Genomic DNA, 23,896 nt, shown 5'->3' with positions numbered 1-23,896 from the left:
GTCCATGATCCCGGCAAGATCCTGCTGGATGGCCTCGGCGTCAGCGACGGCGGAAGTACAGAGAAACGTGCTCAGGCGGCCGGCTCCAGCGCGGCCTGGTCCGCGGCGACGGCCCGCAGCCGCCCCGCCAGGGCGGTTGGCCCGAGCGTCGCCAGGGCCCACAGGGCACTGACCTGGCGGCCGGAGCCCCAGATCCCATCGGGCGGGGTCAGGAACGGGATGACGGCGAGACCCTGGACCGTAAACGGGGCCGAGTCGAGGTATTTCATGCCGCCGGTTCCGCACAGATACGAGCGGGCGCCGACGGCGGCGGCGAGGTCGGCGAGTCGTTGGGACCGGCCGGGCCGGACGGTTATGTCGCTGCTGCGGAGGATCTGGCCCTTCCAGCCGAGGAGGCTCAGGAGGGTCCGGGCGGAGGTCTCGGCGACGACAGCGGTCCGGCCGCTGCCGAACGAGGCCGCCACCGGCTCCAGGGACTGGGCGAGGGCGGGCCAGTGCGGGCTGGCTCCGTAGTACTGCCTCAGCATGGCCATGGTCCGGCGCCGAGCGAGGTCGGGGTCGGCGATCAGAGCGTCTCGAACGATTGTCTGGCGGCCCTGGGGGAGGTTGGTGGGGATAGACATCCACCGCGACGCTGGCGCCTGCTGGGCTCCCAGAACGGCGAGGCGGGTGCGGTGTTGGTAGTCGCGGCGGGTGAACTGGACGTCGTCGAGGACGATCCAGGAGTCCGCCGCGAGCAGCTTGGTCAGCGTGGTCAGCCGGGGGAACAGGTTGGGCTGGTGGATGGCACACAGCCCGCCCGGCGCAGGGAGGTCAGGAGCCGATGAGGCGGCTGGTGAAGCCGTCGCGGATGAGGGATTCGTACGCGTCATGCACGTCCTCCGGGACATCCTGGGCGATGGCGAACCCGTTCTTCGGATACTCGATCACCCGCTGGAGATCGCCAACGAGCATGTCGAGGACAAGCTTCTCGTCGCCGATGCTCTTGAGGTAGTCGTCCAGCTCGAGCGGCTCCGAGGCACAGAGGATCTCGACCTCGGGCCACAGCTTGCGGGCGGTGGCGAACGATCGCCTCTCCATATACGGCTTGGAGACCAGCAGGACGGTCTTCGGCGTGATGCCATTCGCGGCCAGGAGCTCGCGGCTGAGGGTGACGTTCTGGCCGGTGTTGGCGGCGTTCGGCTCGACGAGGATCGCGTCGTCGGGGACGCCGAGTTCGAGGGCGTGCTCGCGGAAGTGCACGGCCTCCCCGCGGGGGAAGCGGGCCCGGGTGGTGGGGCTGTTGCCACCGGTGAACACGAGTACCGGGAAGAGGCCGGCGTGATAGAGGTCGGCCGAGGCGGCGGCGACTCCGAGGTCGTGGCTGCCCAGTCCGATGGCGACATCCACCGGGGCCAGGTCGTGGCCCATCTGGTGGTAGTCCCAGATCAGCTTGGCCTTGCGCCACTGGTCCTCGGTGATCGTCTGCTGGTTGTCCGTCACGCGATCTTCTCCCTGGTCACCGTCGCCGGGGGCCGGCGGCCCCCTCGCTCATGGCCCTGATTCCCTCGATGCTGGCCAGCTGGTGGCTGAGGCCGAACTGCCCGGCCAGTCTGGCCGCCTTGTCGAGGACGTGAAGACCATCATCGCGGGTGGCGGGATCGGATAGCAGGATGTGCCCGTGGGCGGTTTCCAGGCGGACCCGCTGCATCGGCGCGTCGGTGGCGGCCGTGCTGCGGGCGACGCCGATGAAGTGCAGGGCCGACGTCAGGTCGCCGGCACCGCGGTGAGCGAGGGCGAGCTTCTGGTGGGCCACCGACCAGTCCTCGGGCTCGGCGAGATCCTCGAACTCCCGGGTCGCGGCGAGCATGACGCGCGAGGCATAGCTGTGGTTGCCGTCCTTGCTCAGGGCCGTTCCCACCCACAGCCGGGCACGGGCCCGATCACGGCGGGAAAGCCGGTCATCGACGGCCAGGGACTCGTACTGCTGGGCGGCGATCTCCAGCCTTCCCGACATCTCCGCGACCACCGCGAGGGACAGGTCGAGCTGGGCAACACGGCGGGGAATGTCCAACTGCCCGAACAGAGACTTCGCCGAGGCATAGGAGTGCTGGGCCGACAGCGGACCGATCACGGCCCCCCGGTCGCGCTGGAGATCACCCAGCAGGGCGGTTGAGCGGGCGAACAGATACAGGCCCTTGTCATCGAGGGCGGTCGGCTTGAACCGGCCGAGCCAGCGGCGGATGAGACTGTCCGCGAAGGTGAAATCCTGCCGGGACAGGGCCACCACGGCCCGGTCGAGATCGTCGGTCCACGACTCGCACTCCCAGGCCAGCGGTCCGCTGGTGGTCACCCTGCGGGCACTGGTCGCAGGGGTGGTCCGGCCGGCTTCGGACAGGAACGTCTCGAAGCGGAGGTGGGCGTCGGCATCCGCGCGGGCTAGGGCGGTATCCAAGATCGCCTGGGTGTCCTGGCGGGGCTCGGTCGCGGCCAGGAGCTTCTCCCACTTGGAGATCGTCCGGATGCCGACGCCGAGATGGCCGGCGAATGATCGGACGCTCAGCCGCAGCGCGAGACGCAGGGCACGGGCCTCCAGGCCGGTCCAGTGGTGCACGGTCGCCACACGTCGCTCCCTTCCTGCCGCCATCGAAGCACGGCCCGCACCGGCGGGGGGACACAAGTGCAACGCAAGTACAACAGGCGGCCATTTCCGCAGCGTTGGAGCAGGTCCAGGCTGAGCGGTGACACCAGCCGCCGGACCTTTGGATGGACACGGACATGGAACCCCTCACCGAGCATCGCGGCGTCAGCGGTCCGGTCGTTTACGGCTACCTGCGGCTGGTCCGGGTCTCCCCGGCCCGCCAGATGGCCCTGAACGAGGCCCTGGCCGAGTACTGCCGCCAGCATGAGCTGACGCTCTCGGGGGTGTTCACCGAACGAGACACCGGCAGCGGGCCATCGGCGGCGTTCACCGGCCTGATCGACGTCATGGAACTGCCCGACACCTACGGCGTCGTCCTGCCCGCCGCCTCCCACCTGGGCCCCAAGGACATAGCCGCCCCGAGGCAAGCCCGCATCGCCGAGGCGGGCGCCCGACTGCTGCTGGTCCGAGGACCCGGCAGTCGCCGTCCGACAGCCCACGGTCCGACCGGACCGGGTCCGGCCCCGGTCCGACGCTTCGGCCCCGCCCCCACCCCAGCCCTCAACACCGAGACGTGAGGCCCCGATGCCTGATGCGAAGCAGAAGTTCTTCGATCCGCGGCCCGAGTCGGTCGGCCTCGCCCGGGACTTCGCCATCACGACCCTGACCTCCTGGGGCCTTCACAGCCCCGCCGAGGACATCCGGCTCTGCGTCTCCGAGCTGGCCTCGAACGCCCTGATCCACGGCAGCGACTACGACCACGGCTTCCTGGTGAAGCTGAACGCCGACGACGATTCCGTACGCCTGGAAGTGCACGACAGCCGTCCGCGCCACCGCCGCGAACCCGAGATCACACAAGCGGTCGAGACCGACATCGCCGGCCGGGGTCTGCAGATCGTCGCTGTGCTCGCCGACGGCTGGGGCGTCGAGGACCGCAGGCCCAGCGGCAAGATCGTCTGGATGCTGTTCAAGACGGGCCAGCCAGGCGGACAGGCCCGAGCGTGCTGACCCGCGCCGTCGTGGACACCGGGCTGCTGTCCTCGCTCGGTGCTTGGACCTGGCCAGGCACCGCCGCTGACGGGCGCCAGGTCGCCCACATACTTCTCGCCCATCGGATCGGCCGGACCAGCCACGACAGTCCCGAGGCGATCGAGGCTCGGATGCGGCTCCTCTCCGAGATCCTTGGCGGCCTCGCCCAGGCTCAGGACTCGGTACCCGACACCCAGGGCACCCTCGTGACCGTCGGATCTCGGGCCCTTCTGAAGTTCCCCGGGGCCCGCTGGGGCCTGCGACTGCCGGCCCACCCCCAGTGGACCCGCTTGGTCCAGGACAGCGGCCGGGCCGTCCTGATCGTCGGCCTGGATCCGCTCACCCAGTCCGCCGACGCCGTCCGAGTTGACGCCTACCTCGACGCCGGGATCACCGCCGACCGGCTGCTGTTCGGCTTCGCCCGAACGACCTAACAGCAGTTATGCCCCCTGGAGGGCATATATGCGGGCGTTGTATTACGCCCGCGCATGTTCCTGACCCCATGCACGGCCCCCATCTCGCCACGAGAGGTCACTGCCATGGAAATCTTCGAACGCGCACGGCTGGACGCCTACTTCTCCAAGGTCGCGGCCCGGTTCACCCCGGACGAGCGGCCCGCATCGTTGCTGGTCACGCACCTACTGCCGGAGCGGCCCGCCTTCGTCCGGGCAGTCGCCCAGATGACCATGCTGAAGGCGGTGCTGCCCAAGCCCAAGTCCATCAGCGCGGCCGCCCAGCGCGAGGTCGAGCACACCGTCCCGGTCGATGCCTTGACCCGCGAGCTGTTCACCGACCCCGACACCGCCCTGGACTACCTCGAATCCCGGGCCAGCGGCGAGACCCTCGCCCTGCTGGACGTCGGCGGCTACTTCGCCCCCACCCTCGAGGCGGTGAACAGCCGCTTCTCCGGTCGGCTTTCCGGGGTGGTCGAGGACACCGAGAACGGCCACCGCCGCTACGAGGACCTCGACAAGCTGCCCTGCCCTGTCATCTCCGTCGCCCGGTCCCCGCTGAAGGACCCCGAGGACTTCCTCGTCGGCCAGTCCGTCGTCTTCTCCACCGAGGCCGTCATCCGCGGATGCGGCGACATCCTCCATGGCCGCCCTGCCCTCGTGCTCGGCTTCGGCAAGCTCGGCTCGTCCATATCCCGGCTCCTGCACGCCAAGGGCGTCCAGGTCACCGTCTTCGACATCGACCCCGTCCGCCGCACCCAGGCCCTTTCGCAGGGCTTCACCGTCGCCCGGGACCGCGAAGCCGCCCTGACCGGCGCTGGCCTCGTCCTCTGCGCGACCGGCGCGATCTCCCTGCGGGGCGAGGACTTCGCCCACCTCCGCAACGGCGCCTACGTCGCCACCGTCACCAGCAGCGAGGACGAGCTGGATCTGAACGGACTCCCAGACGTCTATACCCGAACCACCGTCGGCGACCACGTCACCCGTTACCAGACCACCGGCCATTACTTCTATCTGGCGAACGGCGGCAACGCCGTCAACTTCATCCACGGTGCCAGCGTTGGACCGTTCATCTTCCTGATCCAGGCCGAGATCCTCGCCGCGATCAGGATGCTCACCCGCGGAGACCTCGCCCCCGGCATCCACGAGGTCCCCGCGGCCGACCGCGCCGCTATCGCGGCGACTTGGCTCAACTACTTCAACAGGTGATCACCATGGCCATCACGGCAGACCACATCCGCACCACCCTCGCCGCCTACCTCGACCAGCACCCGGAGGCCAAGCCCGAGCTCGACGTCGTCCTCGCCCTCCTCGACGACGGCGACGACCTCACCAGCCGCAAGACCCTGCCTGGCCACATCACCGCCGGAGCGATCCTCATCGGCGCCGACCAGCGCGTCCTGCACATCCACCACCTGGCCACCGGCAAATGGCTCCTGCCCGGTGGGCACATCGAGCCCGGTGACAACACCCTCCTCCAGGCAGCTGGCCGCGAGCTCGCCGAGGAGACCGGTATCCCGCCCCACCTGGTCACCCCGCTCGGCGAGACTGCCCTCCACATCGACGTCCACCCCATCGAGGCCAACCCCACCAAGGAGGAGCCGGCCCACCAGCACTTCGACTTCCGATTCCTCTTCCGCACTACCGCCGACATCGGCGACCTCCAGACCGAAGAGGTTTCCGACGCCGCTTGGCGCGAGCTCGACACCATCAGCGATGACGGCCTCCGCGACCGGATCGCCAAGGCGCTTCGCTGACGCCTGACAGCTGGCCGTCCCTGCGATCTCCGCGTCTCCCACAGCGCGGGGACGGCCCTACTTCTTCCTCAATAAGGTCTGCCATAGTGCCTACCCTCGTGCCGCAGGGGAGTGGTTTGAACCGCCGCTTCTAATCCTCTGATTTCCGGCCTCTTGGCCGAGCCAGCAGACTGTCTACGGCCTTCAGATCGGGGATGTTTATATCTGTAGAGGCGTCTCTGATGGCAGTTTGAACCTTGTCCACGATGGAGCTGCATCAGGCTAGTCGTCAACGAGATCTCCTAAGGCATCAAACTCAGGTAGGTCGATCTCATTAATGGCTTCTGCGAGCCTAGTTCGAACGTTGTCTACTATGGACTGGCAATTAGTATTCGCGCTTCGTTGTGTGTGGTTAAGACGGCTCTGCCAGACTTGAACAGCAAGCCACCCGATGGCCCTTCGCGTTACACAAGTCGCGGTTTCTGGCTATCGGGGTGATGATAGATGGGGCGGCTCGGGAACCGGGCCACTCTCACGAACTTCCCTTTGCCTCCTGGTCTTCATGGTATACGGACTAAGGCTGTACCTCCGTCGCAAGTGGCATGCTTGGCACGCGAGATGAGGAGGAAGGTCATGACGGAAAAAACGTGGGACGGGCCGCTTGTAGCAGGCGCCATCGGCTACGCCGTCGGAGGAGTCGGCTACGGATTGGCCTTCTGGGTGCATATCGCGAATTTCGACAAGGTTGCCCCCTACCGAGTGGCTGGCAACATCAGTACGTTCGCAATGTTGTTCGTGCTCGCGCTGGCTATCGAGCGCCTCATTCAGCCATTCGCACCGAAACTCGGGCCTGACAGCGAACCCGTCAGACTGGATCTTGAGGAAAAAAAACGCACAGCGAACACCACCTCCGCCGAGATCAGGACAGCAGAAAAGAAACTGATTGAGGCCAGAAACGCAACTGCGTTGATCGCATGGGGAGTTGCCTCCGCTATCGGATTTCTTTTGGCGGCGTCGAGCAACATCACATTGCTCAGGTCGATCTTGGATGCCAGTACTATGCCCTGGTATTGGCTGGACCTATTGCTAACCGGCTTGGTTATCGGGGCTGGCACCAAGCCACTCAATGATCTGGTCACCCGATTGGAGCGGAAGTCCTGAACCTGAAGCCGCCCTCTTCTCTTCCGACAGCGAGGTGCCGAGTCGAAGCAGCCACGGTCCGTCCGCCAGGGGGGCAAAGTCGATCTCATCCAGGTCGAGGTGGCTGTAGTCGTCTATACCGGAGTCAACGGGCGCGGACGCAAGAGAGTCACCGGCGATTGCGCGGTCCGGTCACACGGCCGTCCGGCCGGCTAGCGCCACCTATGTGTGCCTGCCCGCCGAGCGCTAACGAGGACGTGCGCCGCCAACACCGGAACCGATGAGCGTATCCCCGACTTGTCGCCAGGGAACCCGTGACCAGGCGGTTCGAAAGATGCGTGCCAACCGCTCCGATTTATTGCAATAAATTATTTCTCGATATATCTTGAGAGACGGGAATGGCGAGATTCGCTAGCCCGGCTCGCAGTCGCAGGCCGCACCTCTTTCATACGGGGAAAGATGGAGAGATGCGGCCCACCAAGGCTAACCAACTATTGACATCACTGGTCAAACAGTGTTCGAATAGTGTTCGCGACTGCCCGCCAAGAGTAACGAGGAGCCCCATTAGGGGCTTTTTTCGACTCCGTGGAGCCTGAATCGCCTCGTCCGAATTTATCGTTTCCAGACCCGGCTACGGGCAAGATTTCAGTCATAAGCCAGGCGGCGCGAGGGTTGTACTGCGGCTGGAGCCGTTCTCCGTCCAGCGTGAGCTTGTCGAACAGCTCGCCAATCAGCTCGCGTTTCCGGTCGCCGGACGGCGATTTCCTGAACTCATCGGCTGCCCGCTGGGTCATCTCAACGAAGCTAAACGCCTTTCGGCCCGCTTGTGCGGGTCGCGCAGGACCTCCCAGGCGGTGTTGATCCGCACCATGTCGTCGTGAGCCCGAGCCGCATCGGCCGCCGGACGCTTGTCTGGGTGGGCGCGATGCACACAGGCTCGGTGTGCCCGCCGGATGGTAGCGAGGTTGGCGTTCGGCTTGATGCCCAGCACCTTGTAGAGGTCGTAGTCGGGCGGCCTCATGACGGCCGCCCCAGCACCAGGGCCAGCGCCACCCGGCTCGTCCGTGCTAGCGCGAGGCTAACGGCCGCGCCGATGTACCCCACGGAATGCCGGTTGCAGCCGGTATGGCCTGACAACCGCTGACCTGCGAAAATGGTCCGGCGCGACATTACTCGTCACCGTCCGACTCGTCCTCCATCGGACTCTTAATCAGCGGGTCCGGGGTTCGAGTCCCTGGCGGCGCACAGACGGAGAAAGACCCCCACGCGAGTGGGGGTCTTTTTCGTACGCCCGCGGACGGCTGGACTACGTGGTGATCTTCACCGTGTACGCGCCCGACTGGGTCCGGTCCGCCACCTCGATGGTGATCCGCTCACCCGGCACCGTGAACGTCTCCCCCACCTCCAGGGGCGCGTCCGCCAATGGCGGGTACACCGACCGGTCCCAGCACGCCTCGGTGTCCGGATGCGCGTCCACGACCTCGATCGGCCCGCCGCCCGACGCCGCCTCGTTGCGGACCCGGTAGACGAGCACGCCCTCGGTGCACGTGTCCCCGTCGTTGCCGGCGGAGCCCCGCGCCTCTACCGCGATGGCGCTGCCGGGGCCCGTACGGATCACCGCGAGCCGGGTGCCGCCCGTGCCGCCCGGGGGCGGGGCCTCGGACAGCGGCTGGAGGGTGTGCAGCGAGGAGCCCGACGGCACGCAGTCGACCTGGGAGGCGTCCAGCCAGCCCAGCTTCCACTTCTGCCAGGCGAAGAGGTCCGGGGCCATGCCGAACTGGCTGCCCATGACGTCCCAGTCGCCCACGTACGTGTCCCAGTCGCCCTTGCCGTCCGTCGGCCGGTGGTAGAGGTCGGGCAGGTCGAAGACGTGCCCGGTCTCGTGGGCCAGTACGTTGCGGTCCGGCGGGTGCTTCTCGAAGACGGTCACGATGCGGCGCAGTTCCGTACCGTCCGCGCTGATCGGACGGTCGAAGTTGACGACCTTGGTGGCGTCCGAGTCGACCCCGGGGGCCTCCGGGTCGGCGACGAAGTACACGACGTCGTACTTGGTGAAGTCCACCTCCGGGTCGGCGGTGGCGACGGCGTCGCGCAGGTAGGCGGCGCGGTCCGCCGGGGCCCAGTCACGCTGTATCCCGTAGGCGGTGGACGGCTTGGGCATCTTGATCCACCGCTTCTGCGGGTGCGGCACCAGCCGGAAGCGGCCGTACGAGGCCTGCTCGAAGAAGTCGCTGGTCGCGGGGAAGTAGTCGTCCGCGAGCTGCTCGGTCGTCAGGGTGGTGCGGTGGTCCGGGAAGGAGAGGAAGACCATGACCGCGTCGAGCGTGCGCTCGGGCCTGGGGTAGGCGCCGTTCCAGCTGTCCAGGCCCAGGGAGTGGTGGGCCGCGGTGCGGGTCAGCGCGCAGGGTCCGGCTCCCGGGGCGGCGACCGCCGGGCCCGCGACGAGCGACATGGCGGCGAGCGCCGTCAAGGAAGTGAGCGCCGCCGCCGTGGTTCGCATGCGGGAGCGGTCCACTCCCCCGGGTGTCTCCTGTCGCGGCACATCGACCTCCGGTGGTGGATTGGTACCTGTTCATCCACCTTGGGGCGATTGTCTTACTAATGCCCTGTTCCGCTGCCCCACACGAGTGAGCGCCAGGGCAAGCCGGTGACGCGGGGGTTCACGCACCCGCCTACAGAACGTCACGATCGATCAGGTCAGATCAACGGCGGCCGCCGCTTGCTCACAGCCGTGCGGAAACGATCACACGCTCGTGCGCCGGCGATCCGTCATCACACTGAACTCCCCCGTCCCAGAACGGTGACGCCGCTGGATAGGGCCGTCCGGGAGCCTCTATGATCGGCACACTTTCCTGCACGGACACTCACACGCACTGCGGGAGCCAACGGTGAGCGGAACCTCAGAAGGAACCGGTTCGGCGGCCGACAGCATCCGATCGGCCATGACGCAGCGTCACCCGGCAGTGCCGGCGGCGACGACCACCACGGACCGCGCCGAGTCCGCACCGCACCCGGCCGGCCTCCAAGCCGACCACCGGGTGGACCACCCGACGGCCGGTCTCCAAACCGACCACCAGGTGGACCACCCGTCCGACCACCCGGCCGACCACCCGGCCGACCACCCGGCCGACCGCCGGGCCGACCGCCGGGCCGACTACCGGGCCGTCTTCGACGCGGCCCACCTCGCCATGGCCGTCATCGACCGCTCCGGCCACGTCGTCTGGGCCAACCAGGCCCTCGCGGGCCTGCTCGGCGCCGAGCCGTACGCCCTCGCCGGACAGTCCGCCGCCGACCTGGTGGACCTGGCCTCCGAGGCCCGCACCTGGCAGGCCTACCAGGAGGTGCTGCGCGGACGCCAGGCCCGACTGCGGTGCACCCGCCGGCTCAAGCACCCCGACGGGCACTCGCTGTGGACCGAGGTCACCCTCGGGCCCGTCCCCGGGACCGGCGACGTCCTGCTGTCGGTCGCCGACATCAGCGACCGGCGCGACCTGCAGGCCCGGCTACGCCATCTCCAGATGCACGACCCGGTGACCCGGCTGCCCAACCGGGCGCTGTTCTTCGAGCGGCTCTCCGCCGCCCTGGAGGCGTCCTCGTACGAGCAGGGCGGCACCGGCCGGATCGGGCTGTGCTACCTGGACCTCGACGGGTTCAAGGCGGTCAACGACACCCTCGGCCACCGGGTCGGCGACCGGCTGCTGACCGCCGTCGCCGCCCGGCTGACCCGGTGCGCCGACCAGTCCGGCTACGGGCGCGCCGGCGGGCACCTCGTGGCCCGGCTCGGAGGGGACGAGTTCGCCCTGCTGGTCGAGGACTCCACCGGCACCGAGGAGCTCGCGGACCTGGCGCGGAGCGTACTGGCCGCCGTACAGGAGCCGTTCGACCTGGCCGGGCAGCGATTGTCCGTCTCCGCGTCGATCGGGGTGGTGGAGCGGGACGCCGCCGGCACGTCGGCGACCGGGCTGATGCAGGCCGCGGACACCACGCTGTACTGGGCCAAGGCGGACGGCAAGGCCCGCTGGACGCTCTTCGACCCGGAGCGCAACGCGCACCGCATGACCCGCCAGGCCCTGTCCTCGAGCCTGCGGCCGGCCGTGGAGCGGGGCGAGTTCGCGCTGGAGTACCAGCCGCTGGTGGATCTGGAGAGCGGCGTGGTGCGCGGGGTGGAGGCCCTGGTGCGCTGGAACCACCCGCAGTTCGGCACGCTGACGCCGAATCGGTTCATCGGAATTGCCGAAGAGGACGGGTCCATCGTCCAGTTGGGGCGGTGGGTGCTGCGGACGGCGTGCCGGCAGGCGCGGCGCTGGCAGATCGAGCAGCCGAGCGACTCCCCCGTCTTCGTGTCCGTCAACGTCGCGGTGCGCCAGGTCTGGGACTCCGACCTGGTGGGCGACGTGGCCGGGATCCTCGCCGAGACGGGCCTGGCCCCGCAGCTGCTGCAGCTGGAGCTGACGGAGTCGGCCGTGATGGGCTCGGCGGGGCGGCCGCTGCAGGCCTTGCAGGCGCTGAGCGACATGGGGGTGCGGATCGCCATCGACGACTTCGGCACCGGGTACTCCAACCTCGCCTACCTCAGCCGGCTGCCGGTCTCGGTGCTGAAGCTGGACGGCTCCTTCGTCCGGGGCTTCCGCTACGAGGAGGGCTCCCACCCGAACCCTGCCGACGAGACCATCGTCGAGGCCCTGGTGCAGCTGGCGCACCGGCTGGGCCTGACGGTGACGGCGGAGTGCGTGGAGACGGCCGGCCAGGCGGCCCGGCTGCGCCGCGTCGGCTGCGACACCGGCCAGGGCTGGCTGTACTCCCGGGCGGTGGCCCCGGAGCTGATCGCAGAGATGATCGCCGCCCGGCCGACCGGGTTCTGAGGCCGCGCCGGAACACGGCCGCCCCCGCCCCTGTGAAAGGGGCGGGGGCGGCCGGCGCTCGGCGCGGGGTGGGGGGAGATCAGCAGGCGCCGAGGTCCTTCCAGACACCCCATTCACCGGTGGTGCCGGGCACCTCGTTCTGCGTCCACCACTGGGCCTTCCACTTGTGGCCGTTGTACGAGACCTCGTTACCGCCGGTGTAGACGGCGCCCGCGACGTAGGCCGCAGCGGTGCAGCCCGTGGCGGGCGGCGTCGTCGGGGGCGTGGTCGGCGGGGTGGTCGGAGGCGTCGTGGGCGGGGTCGTCGGAGGCGTGGTCGGCGGCTGGGTGGTGCCGCCGAGGGAGTCCGAGATCTGGTTCAGCAGCGTGGCGTTGTCGTCCAGGCCGAGCAGGGAGTACATCATCGCGCCGGCCAGGCCGCGCTGCTTGCCGTAGTCGACCCGGGCCTGGATGGACTTCTGGTTGAGGCCGGTGAAGAACTCCCCGTCCTTGTAGAAGTACGAGGCCTTGGCCTGGTCGTCCCAGAAGGTGGTCGCCGGGTTGTCGACGATGCCGCCGAGCTCCTTGTAGTTGGCGATGCCGGCCTGCTGGCTGGTGGGCCGGGCTCCCGAGGGGCCGGTCGCGGTCTGGGCGAGGCCGTTGGTGGTCCCGGCGGGGACGCCCTTCCAGCCGCGGTAGTAGAACTCGTAGCCCAGGGTCAGCTTGTTGGCGGGGAAGCCGCCGGCGATGCCGTAGGCCGCGTTGCCGTCGATCCAGGAGTCGATGGCGTTCTTGATGCCGTACTTCTGGGTGCCCGGAGCGATCGGGTCGGTCGGGTCGGCCGCCGAGTTCAGCAGCGGGGACTGGTGGTACGTCGGCCCGTCGCCGTCCCAGGAGCCGTGCATGTCGTACGTCATGATGTTCGCGTAGTCGAGGTACGCGCCGATCTTGTCCGTCTCGATGTACTTGATCTTGTCCTGGCCGGCCGGGAGGGCCGAGGTCAGCAGGTACTTCTTGCCGCCGTTGGCCGTGCCGTAGGCGTCGAGCTGCTCGCGGAACTCCTTGAGCAGGAGCGTGAAGTTCTGCTTGTCCTCGGGGGCGTAGTGGTTGCCGAGGTGGCCGCCCGACGAGCCCGGGTACTCCCAGTCGATGTCGATGCCGTCGAAGATGCCCGCCGCGCTGCCCGCGCCGCCGTAGCCGCCCTCGACCGGCAGGTTGCCCTTGATGTACTGGTCGATGCAGGAGGAGACGAGCTTCTTGCGGCTCGCGTCCGTCTTCGCCGCGTCGCTGAAGTACTTGGAGTACGTCCAGCCGCCGATCGAGATGTTGATCTTCAGGTTCGGGTACTTGGCCTTCAGCTGCTTGAACTGGTTGAAGACGCCGACGATCGGCTGGTCCCACTTGTCGGCGACCCCGCTGACACTGTCGGCCGCGCTGAAGGACTTCTGGTAATCGGCGTACGAGTCGCCCGCACCGTCACCGGCGTTGGGGTTGTTGTCGTCGCCCGCCGCCTTGTTCGCCTCGAAACAGGTGAGGTTGGTGGGGTGGATGTTGCCGAAGGAGTAGTTGATGACGTCGAGCTTGCTCGCTATGCCACGGGTATCGAGGTGCTTGGGGTAAAAAGCGCTCCCGTACACGCTCCACTGGTCGTAGTAAGCGATCTTGACGCTGCCGGCCGCGGCCGTGGTCGAGGATTCGGCCGCCGAGGCGGTACCGAGCCCCGCGAAGGCGGCGAGCGCTCCGGTGGCCAGCGCGGCCGTGGCGGCGGCCGCGATGAGAGGTTTACGGATGTGCATGAACTGCCTCCGGGGGGTGGGAGGGGGAAGCGAGAACCTCAGGTGGGAGAAGTGATAGCGATCGCTCGATGCCCGCGTCAATGGTTTGGACCAAAGAAGGACTAGACCACTTGCGGGACAATTCCCCTCGTCAGAGGCCTGAAGGCATACCAAAAACTGCCCGCCACCCCAGGTGACGAGCAGTTTTCAAGGACCTTCGGCCATCCCCGCGCAAGGTTTCGGCAACAAACCAGCCAAACCCCGTTCGTCGGCGATCAGAGCCGCTCGGGGTCCTCCCCGGGCATCCCGTACGCATCTGCGACGAGCCCGTACGAGCGCAACCGCGCCTCCCCGCCATGGGCGTTGGCGGTCAGCATCAGCTCGTCGGCGCCGGTCCGCTTCGCCAGGTCGTCGAGCCCGGCGCGGACCTCGTCCGGGGTCCCGTGGACCACGCTGGTGAGCCGGTCGTCCACGAACTCCCGCTCCAGCGGCGTGTACGGGTACGCCGCCGCCTCCGCGGGCGTCGGCACCAGCCCGGGGCGACCGCTGCGCAGCCGCAGCATCGACAGCGCGCCCGTCAGCACCTGCGCGCGGGCCTCGCCGGCCGTGTCGGCGGCCAGGGCCGCGACCCCGATGAGGGCGTACGGGGCGTCCAGGACGGCCGAGGGCCGGAACGACTGCCGATAGAGGTCGAGGGCGGGCAGGGTCCCGGCCGGGGAGAAGTGGTGCGCGTAGGCGAAGGGCAGCCCGAGTCCGCCGGCCAGCCGGGCGCTGAAGCCCGAGGAGCCCAGCAGCCACACCGGCGGCCGCCCCCCGGGGCCCTGCACGGGTCCCGGTACGGCGTGCACGCGGGCGTACGGATGCCCCTCGGGGAAGTCGTCGTCGAGGAAGCGGATCAGCTCCGCGAGCTGCCGGGGGAACTCGTCCACGGCCTCGCCCTGGCGCCCGGGCCCGCGCAGCGCGGCGGCCGTCTGCCCGTCCGTGCCGGGCGCGCGGCCGAGTCCCAGGTCGATCCGGCCCGGCGCGAGGGCCTCCAGGGTGCCGAACTGCTCCGCGATCGCGAGCGGGGCGTGGTTGGGCAGCATGACCCCGCCCGAGCCGAGCCGGATCCGGGAGGTGTGGGCGGCGAGGTGGGCCAGGATCACGGCCGGGGAGGAGCTGGCCACGCCGGGCATGGAGTGGTGCTCGGCGACCCAGTGGCGGTGGTAGCCGCGCGCCTCGGCGAGCCGGGCGATGTCGACGCTGGTGCGCAGGGAGGCGTGGGCGGTGCTGCCGGCGCCGACGGTGACGAGGTCGAGCACCGAGAGCGGGACCGGGGACCGCCCGCGGGCGGTCCCGTGGATCGCCTCGCCGGAGCCGTCCGGGGGGCCTGCCGCCGCCCGGTCCCGCATGCGGCGGCCCTCCTGTCGACCCGCGTCCACGGTGTCACTCATCGTCGCTCCCGTTCCGCTCGCCCGTCCGTACGAAGAACCCGAACCGCGGGGGCGGGCCGGGCATTCCCGGCGCAGTCGGACACTGCGCGTGACCTTGGCATATGCCAGTGGAGTAGATCCAGGCAGAGCGCTGTGATTGAGCCATCAATCTCACCAACAGGCGCTCCACGTGGGCCTCTTGATGGCTATCGTGTTAAGGCAAGCGGTAACAACCTGCTAGGGGGAAACCGTGGCGCTGAAGCCCGAGCCGACCGCGCCGTTCCACTCGGTGCAGTACGCCCTGCGCGTACTCGAAACGGTCGCCCGCCATACCGGCGGCGTGACCGATGTACAGATCGCGCGTGAGACCGGCCTGCCCGCGGTCCATCTCGCCCCGATGCTCCTCATGCTGCGCCGGGAGGGGTACGTGCTGCAGGTGTCCGACGGCGCCTACGCCATAGGGGACTCCCTTGTCCTCCTCGGCTCCGGCGTGGACCGCCAGCAGGCCCTGCAGGACAAGCTCCAGGAAACCCTGGACCGGCTGCGGGACTCGGTGGGGGCGGCGGTCTACATCAGCCGGTACGTGGACGGCGAAGTACGCATCACGCAGTTCGCGGACAGCCCGCGCACGCCCAAGGTTCACGAGTGGGTCGACTTCCGGTCGGCCGCGCACGCCAGCGCTGTGGGCAAGTGCCTGCTGACCCAGCTCGACCTGAACGGGCGGCGCGACCACCTGTCCCGGCACAAGATCGCCCGGCTGACGTCGAAGACGATCGTGAACGAGCGGATCCTCTTCTCGAAGCTGGACAGCCAGCCGGCCACGGTGCCGGTGCTCGATCTCCAGGAGTACGCGGTGGGCACGGTCTGCGCGGCCGTCCCGATCACCGCCGGAGCCTCGGTGGGCTGCCTGGCCCTGTCGCTGCCGGTCGAGCACGCCCACCGGCTGCGGGCGGCAGCCGACGTCCTGAACCGGAAGGCCGCGCCGCTGCTGCTGTCGCTCACCCTGTGATCGGCGGGGCGGTGGGGCGCCGGGCGGGCAGGGGCCTCGCCGGGGCCGACCGGGCCGCTCCGACCCTGCTCGACCCGGCCCGGAAAACACTTCGGGCGGTTCCCGGTGAACCGGAAACCGCCCGAAGGACAGGTGCGCCGCCAGGGACTCGAACCCCGGACCCGCTGATTAAGAGTCAGCTGCTCTAACCAACTGAGCTAGCGGCGCCTGCTGACAGAGAAAATACTACCCGGTCCTCCGGGGTGCTCAAAACCAATGGATCGGGAGCCTCAGCGACCCAGCAGTTCGGCCCGCCCCTGCGCCTCGTAGGAGGCGAGGAGGGCCGCCAGGTCGGCCGGTCCCAGCAGGCGGTAGGCGGACTCGCCCGGCGGGCGCCACCAGACCGGGTCCGGGGTGTCGAAGCCCTCGCGGCGCAGGGAGACCCGGTGGACCTTGTTCGTCGCCGTGGTCGGCATGGCGTCGACGATCCGTACGTAGCGCGGGGCCATCTTCGTGCCGAGGTCCGGCTGGACGGCGAGGAAGGCCTCGAAGCCCTCCGGGGAGAAGGCGGCCCCCTCGCGCAGGGCGACGGCCGCCATGACCTGGTCGCCCGCCACCGCGTCCGGTACGGCGTAGACGGCGACCGCGGCGGCCCGCGCCCAGCGGGCGAGGATGTTCTCGATCACCGCCGCCGCCAGGTTCTCGCTGTCGACGCGCAGGCGGTCGTCCGTGCGCCCCGCGAAGTACAGGAAGCCGTCCGCGTCGCGGAAGAAGAGGTCGCCGGTCCAGTACCAGCCGTCGCGGGTGCGGGCCGCCTCGGCGTCGGGGTTGCGCCAGTAGCCCTCGAATAGGCTGCGGCCCTTGTTGACCAGCTCGCCGATGGCCTCGGCGCCGTTGAGGAGCCGGCCCTGCGCGTCCAGGGCGGCCGGCGGGCACTCCCGGCCCGTCTCCGGGTCGATGACGGCGAGGTCGTCGCCCGCGCCCGCGCGGCCCAGGGCGCCCGGTGGGGTGTCCGGGGTGCGCTGGACGGAGGCGCCGCCCTCGGTGGCCCCGTAGCCCTCGACGAGCCGGGCCCCGAAGCGTTCGGCGAAGCGCGCCGCGTCGACCGCGCCGGCCTCGGTGCCGAACCCGAGGCGCAGCGTGTGCGCGCGGTCGTCGGGGCGCGGCGGGGTGGCCAGGAGGTACTGGACGGCCCGGCCGACGTAGGTGAAGTACGTCGCCTCGTAGGCCCGTACGTCATCCAGGAACGCGGAGGCCGAGAAGCGGCGGCGCAGCGCCACGACGGCCCCGCCCGCGAGGGCCGGCAGCCAGTCGGCGATGACGGCGTTGCCGTGGAAGAGGGGCATGCAGACGTAGTGGACGTCGTCCGGGGTGACCGAGAAGTGCCGGGCGAGCGAGGCGCCGGCGCCGGCCAGGCGGCCCTGGGTGCAGATCGCGGCCTTGGGGGCGCCGGTGGAGCCGGAGGTGAAGTAGAGGAGCAGCCGCGACGCCGGGCCGGGGCCCTGTCCGAGGACCGCCTCGCCGGGCTTCGCGCCGGCGTACGGGGCGAGCAGGGCCTCGTACTCCTCTGTGTCCGTGATCAGGAGCCGGACGCCGGGCAGGTCGAGACCGCGGAGCAGGGGCAGGTGCGTGCGCTCGGTGACCAGGATCCGGCAGTCGGTGTGCAGGATGTCGCGGGCCAGCTCGGGGCCGCGCCGGGTGGGGTTGATCCCGGCGACGGCGGCCCCGGCGAGGGCCGCCGCGCCGAGCCAGAACGGGAACTCGGGGGTGTTGTCGAGCAGCACCCCGATGTGCGGCTCCGCCCCCGGCGGCAGCAGGTCGACGAGGAGCGCGGCGCGCGCCGCGGCCTCCCGGGCGGTCCGGTGGTGGCTGAGGACGCCGTCGGCGTGCTTCAGGCCGGGCCGGTGGTCGCCCCATTGGCGCGCGATGAGCTCCGCGACGGTTTCGGGTGTCGTCGTCCGCATGCCGCCGGAGGATAGCTGACGTTCCGTCAGAAATGAACGCCGCACCGACAGGACCGGGGGCCGGCGGTCAGAACCGGACGTCCGAGCAGGAGTAGAAGGCGTTCACGGTGTCGTTGATCGTCCAGACGGCGAGGATCAGGTGCCGGCCGGTCTTGCCGCTCGGCATGGCGCCCTGATGGACGGTGGTCATGGCGGGGCGGGCGCCGTTGTAGGCGACCGTGAGGAAGGGCTGCGGGTCGAGGTCGGCGCGGGTGAGGGGCTTGTTCGGGTCCCAGCCATTCTTGGTGACGTAGTACCGGAAGTCGGTGGTCGAGTGGTTCGCGGTGAACTGCCAGCGGAAGCTGTAGCTCTGCCCGCTGGTCACCGCAGTGGCGGGCCAGGCGCCGCCGCGCGGGTCGTCGAGCTGCGCGAACTCCGTGTGGTTGGCCGAACATATGCGGCCGTCGGCGGGGCCGGCCGCCGGGAAGCCCTTGGGGCCCTCGACGCTCTGGGGCTCCCACTGGATGGGGCCGCAGTCGGCGACGGTCTTGTTGGCGCAGAGCTTCTGGCGGCTGATGGGGGTGTCGGTGTAGCCGTGGCCGGTCGCGGTGGGGGCCGTGACGAGCGCGAGGGCGGCGACGACTCCGAGGCCGACGGCGGTGGCGACGGCCTGCTGGGATCTGGGCATGCGGAAGGAACGCATGATGCTCCTTGAACGTGGGGGGATGTCCGGGGAGAGCGTGCGCACGCGTGGGGATGGGCCGTGCCGGCGCGGTCACCGGCACGGCCCGTTCGCGAAACTCTTTAGGTCTAGACCAAGTCCCACAGTATTGACGGGAGTTGGCCATGTCCATACCAACGGAAGAACGGGTGGACCGGTCCACCCGGATCCACCCGTTCCCGTGGTGCGGCCGCGTCGGCCGCCGTGGCCCCTACTCCGCGCGGCCCGTGTAGAAGGCGACGGTCAGGTCCTTCACCAACGCCTTGCGCTCGTAGTCGTCGAGCTCGACGAGCCCGCGCGAGGTGAGGCGGTGGACGGTGTCGTCGACCGCGTCGACCACCGAGGTCAGGACGGTGTCCCGGTGCTTGGCGTCGATCGCCGCGACCCGGCGGCGCCGCATGGCGTCCGCGACCTCGGGGGCGTACTCGATCCGGGTCGGCTGCGCCGAGAACACCTCCACCCCGACCGCCTCGGTCTCGGCCGCCAGCATCCGGGTCAGCGCGTCGCCGACGGCTTCGGCGTCGCGCAGGGTCGGGGCGTCCTCGTGGAAGGCGTCGGCGGGGAGCTGCGACAGGACGCGGGCCATGGCCGATTCGACCTGCTCGGCCAGGTAGTCGACGTGGTCGGCGACGGCCAGGGTCGCGCGGGCGGTGTCCTTGACCTGCCAGACGACCTGGACGACGACCTGGAGGGCGAGGCCGCCGGAGTCGACGGCGGGCATCGGGTCGCTGCGCCAGTGCCGCAGCCGTACGTCGACCCGCCGGCGCAGCAGCAGGGGGCTGATCCAGGTCAGGCCGGAGCGGCGCACGGTGCCCCGGTAGCGGCCGAAGAGCGTGAGCACCCAGGCGTGGCCGGTCCGGCCCCTGCCCAGACCGCCGAGGGCGAGCAGGGCGACGACGCCGAGGAAGGCGAGCGGGGGCCAGAACCGGGCCTGCAGACCCCGGTAGGGGCGGGGCTCCGCGCCGAACGCCGCGGCGAGGGCGTCGGGGACGGCCCCGGCCCGCCAGAGCACGACCGTGCAGCCGGCCAGGGCGATCCCGCCGACGGCCACGCCGATCCAGCCGGGCAGCACCGGGCCGTGATGCTCGCGGAGCCGGTCGTCCCCGCGGGGTACGCGGCGACCGGGGGCGGGCCGGGCAGCGGCCGCTGCGGCCCGGGCGGGAGACTTGGCCTGCGGTCCGCGCGGCCCTTGCGGCCCTTGGAGCCCTTGGAGCCCCTGCGGCTGGGTGGCGCCCCGGAACGGCAGGTGCACCGGCACCTCGCTGACCGCGACCCCGCGCACCGCCCCGACCCGGGGCAGGTCCTGCGTATCGTCCTCCTCCATCCGCGCCACGGCCCGCGCGACGACCTCCACGGCCCCGGGACCGTGCCCGGGCCCCGGCACGGACCAGGACAGCTCCCGGGCGTCGGCGCTGTCCGCGGACTCGGCGTCCGCTTCGCGGGGTGACCCGGCGGCGTCGTCGTGCGCCTCGGCGGGACCGCCGGGTTCCCCGTGGGCGGCGGCCTCGTCCTCGTCCCGGGCCGGCCCGGCGGGCTCCTCGTTGTCGTGACGACCGGGGGCCGCGAGCCCCGGGCCAGCGGCCGGCTCGCGTTCCGTCGCGGCGGACCGCACAGCTGACTGCTCGGTGTCGTGACGGCCGGGGACCGCGAGCCCCGGGGCACCGGCACCGACCGGCCCGCGGTCCGTCCCGGCGGCCTGTTCGGCCGGCTCGGAGCAGGAGTCGGCCCGGCGCCCGGCTTCGCCGTCGAAGACGAGCTCCGGGCCACCCGGGCTGCCCGGCCGGCCGGGTCCGCCGTGGGCGGCGGCCTGGCTCTGGTCCCGGGCCGGCACACCGCCGGCACCGACGGGTTCCCGGACCGCTCCGGCGGGCACGGGCACGGACCGGGACGGGTCCCGCACGTCGGCCGGGTCGGCCGGATCGCCGCCGGATCCGGCCCGGAGCCCGGGCGCCGGAACCGAGGTGGCCTCGGCGGACCCACCAAGGGAGGCGTCGGAGTTGCGGAACCCGCCTCGCGCGGGCACGGCGACGTCCGGTTCCCCGGCGGGCACGGGCACGGACCACGCCAGATCCCGCGCGGCGGACACACCGCCGTGCACCCCCTCCGGGTCGAGCCCGGACACCCGGCCGTGTTCCGCCCCGACGTACGGCTCGTCCCACCGCGTGGCCGCGCCCCGGGAGGCGGGGTCCACATCGGCGGAGCGGAAGTCGGCGCGTGCTGCCGCACCTCGGACGCCGGGCTCCGCTCCGGCGGAGCCGTGCTCGGCCCGCGCTGCCGCGCCCGGGAAGCCGGACTCCGCATCGGCGGAGCCGTACTCGGCCCGGGCCTCCGGGCTTTGGAAGCCAGGCCCCGTACCGGCGGAGCGGGAGTCGGCCTGCGCGGCCGCTCCTCGGAAGCGGGGCTCGGCCCCGGCGGAGCCGTACTCGGCCCGGGCCGCCGCGCGCGGGAAGCCGGGGCCGGGCTCCGGGGTGGACTGCCCCGTGAACGGGTCGCCCTGGGGAGCGCCGGAGGAGGTGTGCGCGGCGGCGGGCCGGTACTCGGCCCGCGCGGGCGCGGCGGTGGCACCGGTCGGTTCGGCGACGCCTCCGACGGATACCGGCACCGGCACCGGCAGGTCGTGCGCGGCGGACGAACCGCCGTGTCCCGACTGCCGGTCGGACCCGGATGCCCCGGGCGGTGGTACGCGGTCCGCCCCGGCGGACGGGCAGGCGGGGGGCCCGATGGGCAGGTCGCCCGGCCGGGCGGATCCCGCGCCGGCGCGCGGCCGGGCCGGGTCGGTGGCCGACGAGGCGGGGGGCCAGGGGGTGTCCTGCGGGTGGGGGCGGGCGGTTTCGGCGTCCGGGTTCCGCGGCCACAGGGCGGCCGCGCCGACGTGGGCCGCCGCCTCCTGCGGGTGCGGGATGTCCACCCGCGCCGCCGGAACATCGCTCCGCGCGGCCTCCGCCGCCCAGGCCGGTCGCCCGTGCGCGGCGCCCGCGGCGAGCGGCCCGTCCGTGTCCCGACTCGCATGCACCGCCCGTACGGAGTCCGGCGCCGACTCGACGAAGGCCTGCCCGTGCGCGGCGCCCGCCGGGATCGGACCGTCCGTGTGCCGGGCCTCGGCCCGTGCCCGCGTCGGCTGGTCGCCGCGCGCGGTCTCCGCCGCGACCAGCCGGTCCGCTTCCCGGTCCGCTTCCCGGTCCGCGGCCACGGCCGGTACGGAGCCGGGGGCAGCCCCGGCGAAAGCCCGCCCGTGCGCGATGCCCGCCGGGATCGGACCCTCCGGGTCCCGTGCCTGCGCCGGGCGGTCCGTGGCCATGGCCGGGGCGGGGTCGGGGAGAGTGTCCCGGTCGGCGGGGGGTGCCGGCCAGGACGTCGGGGTGGACCACTCGGTCGCGGTCCGGTCCGTCGGAGCCGGCGTCGGGGCCGGGCGCGGGGGGACGTTGAAGGTGCCCGTGGTCGAGGTCGTGCGCGTGGGGTACATCGTTGCCTCCGTCATGCGAACAGCCGGCGCCAGGTTTCCGGGCCCGGGGAGCCGTCGGCCTCGGCGCCGCGCCAGCCCTGGGCGCGCTGGAAGGCCTCGACGTTGCGGCGGTCGGCCTCGCCCCAGCGGGGGCCCGGCCCGGACGTGTAGTTCTTGCCGAAGCCCTTCTTCACCAGCTGGCGGCCGAGGGCGGCGATGGACGGGTGGGACACGCCAGGACGGAAGGTCGCGGCTCCCGGGAAGGCGGGTTTGCCCGCCGGGCCCGGTGCGCCGCCCGCCGTCGGCGGGATGTCCTTGCCCTGGTGTCGGACGAGCAGCCGCCAGGTCTGCGCGCCGGGAATGCCGTCGGCGTCGGCGCCCGTCCAGCCCTGGGCGCGCTGGAAGGCCTCGGTCGCCTGCCGGGCGGATTCGGTCCACTGCCTGCTGACGCCCTGCGGGTAGAAGCGCAGTCCGCCGCGGTCGGACAGCATCCGGCCGAGCTGGGCGACGTGGACGTTGTTCGCGCCCGGCCCGAACTTCGACGCCCCGGGGAAGGTCGCCGGGGCGGCGGGCATGCCGCCCGGCGCCGGGGGGTCGCCGGCCGGGGGGTCGCCGGCCGGGGGGTCGCCGGCCGGGGGGGCGGGAACGACTCCGCCCGCCACCCCGTTGAACCGGTACGGGACGTACTTCAGCGCGTTGTTCCAGTAGCCGTAGGGCGTGGCCTGGCGCCGCGTCGTCGGCCGCGTCTGCTCGTAGGCGACGTAGGCCGTCCGCGTCTCGTCCGCCCATCCGCCGAAGAGCACCACGTGCGAGCCCTTGTTGGGGTCGGCCGGGTTGTGGAAGAGCAGCATGTCGCCCGGCAGCAGCTCTTCCCTCGTGATCCGGGTCGCGAACTTGTCGAGGCTGCCGGTCCACTCGTTCGTGCCGAGGTTCCAGGCCATCGAGACGTAGCCGGAGCAGTCCTGCCGGTATCCGTCCGACCAGTACTCGGACATGCTGTACGGGACCTGCGCGTCCAGCCACAGCTTCGCCCGGTTGACGATCGTCGCCCGGTCGATGCGCTTCACCGCCGAGGGCGCTCCGGGCAGGCCGGCCGGTTTCGCGGGCTTGCCCTTCTTCGGCCCGTGCAGCGGGGCCCGGTCGCCCTGCGGCGAGCCCGGGTCGTCCAGCGCCACCGTGCCGGGGCCGGGCGCGCTCACCGCGACCGCCGCTCCCCCGCCGCCGAGGACCACCCCCGCGGCGGTGGCCAGGACCAGCGCCCGGCGGGCTCCGCGCGCGGCGGGGTGGCCGCCGTCGCGCAGCGGTATGGCCCGGGCGCGGGCGAGCGTGCGCCGGCGGTGGGCGCAGCCGCGGCACGGGCAGTCGCCGGCGGGCTCGTACTCCTCGAAGGCGGGCATCGGCATCGGCGTCATCTGCGTCGGCGTGGGTGTCGCCGTCGGCGTCACTTCGTACACATGCGTCGGAGGCTGCATCGTCATGCGGTTCCGTCCACTCCCCTGCTCGTCCACTGGGCGGCCGGGACCGCATCTGGCGGGGCATCAGATCCGGCCTGGCCCAGACATATCGTGCACGACAAACCTCCTAAACATGGGTTAATCGGACAGAACGCGCGCAGCTTGTCACGAGCACCTGCACGGGTGGGGTAGAGTTTTCCCTGTCACCAAGCGCCGCTAGCTCAGTTGGTTAGAGCAGCTGACTCTTAATCAGCGGGTCCGGGGTTCGAGTCCCTGGCGGCGCACAGACGAGAGAAGCCCCTCGCAGTGAAAACTGCGAGGGGCTTCTTCGTTTGCGCTCCACC

Annotated in this window: 20 protein-coding genes and 2 tRNA genes; 9 read left to right on the top strand and 13 right to left on the bottom strand. The window is 71.1% G+C overall.

What is annotated here, in order from left to right:
- Positions 1–71 precede the first annotated feature (71 nt).
- The 3 genes from J7F03_RS20400 to J7F03_RS20390 are packed head-to-tail and all read right to left on the bottom strand — an operon-like array spanning position 72 to position 2,602.
- Positions 72–872, bottom strand: a complete 801-nt coding sequence (locus J7F03_RS20400) for a WbqC family protein (RefSeq protein ID WP_214951412.1) — start codon at positions 870–872, stop codon at positions 72–74.
- A complete protein-coding gene (locus J7F03_RS20395; protein WP_214951410.1) occupies positions 814–1,482 on the bottom strand; it encodes a YdcF family protein in 669 nt (222 codons plus the stop codon). Before J7F03_RS20395 ends, J7F03_RS20400 begins: the two co-directional genes overlap by 59 nt.
- Positions 1,483–1,498: 16 nt before the next feature.
- The gene (locus J7F03_RS20390; RefSeq protein ID WP_214951408.1) at positions 1,499–2,602 is read right to left on the bottom strand and encodes a hypothetical protein; all 1,104 of its coding nucleotides are present in this window, start codon (positions 2,600–2,602) and stop codon (positions 1,499–1,501) included.
- A gap of 155 nt (positions 2,603–2,757) precedes the next feature.
- On the opposite strand from J7F03_RS20390, the gene J7F03_RS20385 reads away from it, so the two are divergent.
- The 6 genes from J7F03_RS20385 (at position 2,758) to J7F03_RS20360 (ending at position 6,998) form a co-directional block, all read left to right on the top strand.
- A complete protein-coding gene (locus tag J7F03_RS20385) occupies positions 2,758–3,198 on the top strand; it encodes a hypothetical protein (protein WP_214951406.1) in 441 nt (146 codons plus the stop codon).
- Positions 3,199–3,205: 7 nt separating this feature from the next.
- Complete coding sequence (locus J7F03_RS20380; protein ID WP_214951404.1) at positions 3,206–3,628, top strand: ATP-binding protein; 423 nt, start codon at positions 3,206–3,208, stop codon at positions 3,626–3,628.
- Positions 3,622–4,083, top strand: coding sequence for a DUF5949 family protein (locus tag J7F03_RS20375; RefSeq protein ID WP_214951402.1), 462 nt, complete (start codon positions 3,622–3,624; stop codon positions 4,081–4,083). Before J7F03_RS20380 ends, J7F03_RS20375 begins: the two co-directional genes overlap by 7 nt.
- Positions 4,084–4,188: 105 nt before the next feature.
- Positions 4,189–5,310 carry an adenosylhomocysteinase gene (locus tag J7F03_RS20370; RefSeq protein WP_214951400.1) on the top strand — a complete coding sequence of 374 codons (1,122 nt, stop codon included), beginning with the start codon at positions 4,189–4,191 and terminating at the stop codon, positions 5,308–5,310.
- 5 nt (positions 5,311–5,315) lie between these two features.
- Positions 5,316–5,858, top strand: a complete 543-nt coding sequence (locus J7F03_RS20365; RefSeq protein ID WP_214951398.1) for an NUDIX hydrolase — start codon at positions 5,316–5,318, stop codon at positions 5,856–5,858.
- A gap of 612 nt (positions 5,859–6,470) precedes the next feature.
- The gene (locus tag J7F03_RS20360; RefSeq protein ID WP_214951396.1) at positions 6,471–6,998 is read left to right on the top strand and encodes a hypothetical protein; all 528 of its coding nucleotides are present in this window, start codon (positions 6,471–6,473) and stop codon (positions 6,996–6,998) included.
- A 479-nt stretch (positions 6,999–7,477) separates the two neighbouring features.
- Here J7F03_RS20360 and J7F03_RS20355 read toward each other — a convergent pair whose 3' ends face one another.
- The 3 genes from J7F03_RS20355 to J7F03_RS20345 form a co-directional block, all read right to left on the bottom strand.
- Positions 7,478–7,771 (bottom strand): hypothetical protein, encoded by a 294-nt coding sequence (locus J7F03_RS20355; RefSeq protein WP_214951394.1) that lies wholly within the window; start codon positions 7,769–7,771, stop codon positions 7,478–7,480.
- Positions 7,768–7,998, bottom strand: a complete 231-nt coding sequence (locus J7F03_RS20350; RefSeq protein WP_214951392.1) for a DnaJ domain-containing protein — start codon at positions 7,996–7,998, stop codon at positions 7,768–7,770. The genes J7F03_RS20355 and J7F03_RS20350 overlap by 4 nt, the downstream gene beginning before the upstream one ends.
- A gap of 285 nt (positions 7,999–8,283) precedes the next feature.
- Positions 8,284–9,477, bottom strand: coding sequence for a M6 family metalloprotease domain-containing protein (locus J7F03_RS20345; RefSeq protein WP_251072188.1), 1,194 nt, complete (start codon positions 9,475–9,477; stop codon positions 8,284–8,286).
- Positions 9,478–9,919: 442 nt separating this feature from the next.
- Here J7F03_RS20345 and J7F03_RS20340 point away from each other — a divergent pair, with 442 nt between their 5' ends.
- Positions 9,920–11,839 carry a bifunctional diguanylate cyclase/phosphodiesterase gene (locus J7F03_RS20340; protein ID WP_251072187.1) on the top strand — a complete coding sequence of 640 codons (1,920 nt, stop codon included), beginning with the start codon at positions 9,920–9,922 and terminating at the stop codon, positions 11,837–11,839.
- 79 nt (positions 11,840–11,918) lie between these two features.
- Here J7F03_RS20340 and J7F03_RS20335 read toward each other — a convergent pair whose 3' ends face one another.
- Complete coding sequence (locus J7F03_RS20335; protein ID WP_214951387.1) at positions 11,919–13,613, bottom strand: glycosyl hydrolase family 18 protein; 1,695 nt, start codon at positions 13,611–13,613, stop codon at positions 11,919–11,921.
- Positions 13,614–13,867: 254 nt separating this feature from the next.
- A complete protein-coding gene (locus J7F03_RS20330; protein ID WP_251072223.1) occupies positions 13,868–14,983 on the bottom strand; it encodes an LLM class flavin-dependent oxidoreductase in 1,116 nt (371 codons plus the stop codon).
- A 271-nt stretch (positions 14,984–15,254) separates the two neighbouring features.
- On the opposite strand from J7F03_RS20330, the gene J7F03_RS20325 reads away from it, so the two are divergent.
- Positions 15,255–16,013 carry an IclR family transcriptional regulator gene (locus J7F03_RS20325; protein ID WP_214951383.1) on the top strand — a complete coding sequence of 253 codons (759 nt, stop codon included), beginning with the start codon at positions 15,255–15,257 and terminating at the stop codon, positions 16,011–16,013.
- A 133-nt stretch (positions 16,014–16,146) separates the two neighbouring features.
- Here J7F03_RS20325 and J7F03_RS20320 read toward each other — a convergent pair.
- The 5 genes from J7F03_RS20320 to J7F03_RS20300 all read right to left on the bottom strand — a co-directional run bounded on the left by J7F03_RS20320 (position 16,147) and on the right by J7F03_RS20300 (position 23,501).
- Positions 16,147–16,220 (bottom strand) — tRNA-Lys (locus J7F03_RS20320).
- Between the two features lie 62 nt (positions 16,221–16,282).
- Positions 16,283–17,956, bottom strand: coding sequence for an AMP-binding protein (locus J7F03_RS20315; protein WP_214951381.1), 1,674 nt, complete (start codon positions 17,954–17,956; stop codon positions 16,283–16,285).
- 67 nt (positions 17,957–18,023) lie between these two features.
- Positions 18,024–18,638, bottom strand: a complete 615-nt coding sequence (locus J7F03_RS20310; RefSeq protein ID WP_214951379.1) for a lytic polysaccharide monooxygenase — start codon at positions 18,636–18,638, stop codon at positions 18,024–18,026.
- A 229-nt stretch (positions 18,639–18,867) separates the two neighbouring features.
- On the bottom strand, positions 18,868–22,119 hold the full coding sequence (locus J7F03_RS41095) for an SPFH domain-containing protein (protein WP_251072186.1): 3,252 nt from the start codon (positions 22,117–22,119) through the stop codon (positions 18,868–18,870).
- Positions 22,120–22,130: 11 nt separating this feature from the next.
- A complete protein-coding gene (locus J7F03_RS20300) occupies positions 22,131–23,501 on the bottom strand; it encodes a peptidoglycan-binding protein (protein ID WP_214951616.1) in 1,371 nt (456 codons plus the stop codon).
- 261 nt (positions 23,502–23,762) lie between these two features.
- On the opposite strand from J7F03_RS20300, the gene J7F03_RS20295 reads away from it, so the two are divergent.
- Positions 23,763–23,836 (top strand) — tRNA-Lys (locus J7F03_RS20295).
- Positions 23,837–23,896 lie beyond the last annotated feature (60 nt).

The organism is Streptomyces sp. ISL-43, from assembly GCF_018614195.1.
Lineage (GTDB): Bacteria > Actinomycetota > Actinomycetes > Streptomycetales > Streptomycetaceae > Streptomyces.
This window is presented reverse-complemented; position numbering and strand designations above follow the sequence as displayed.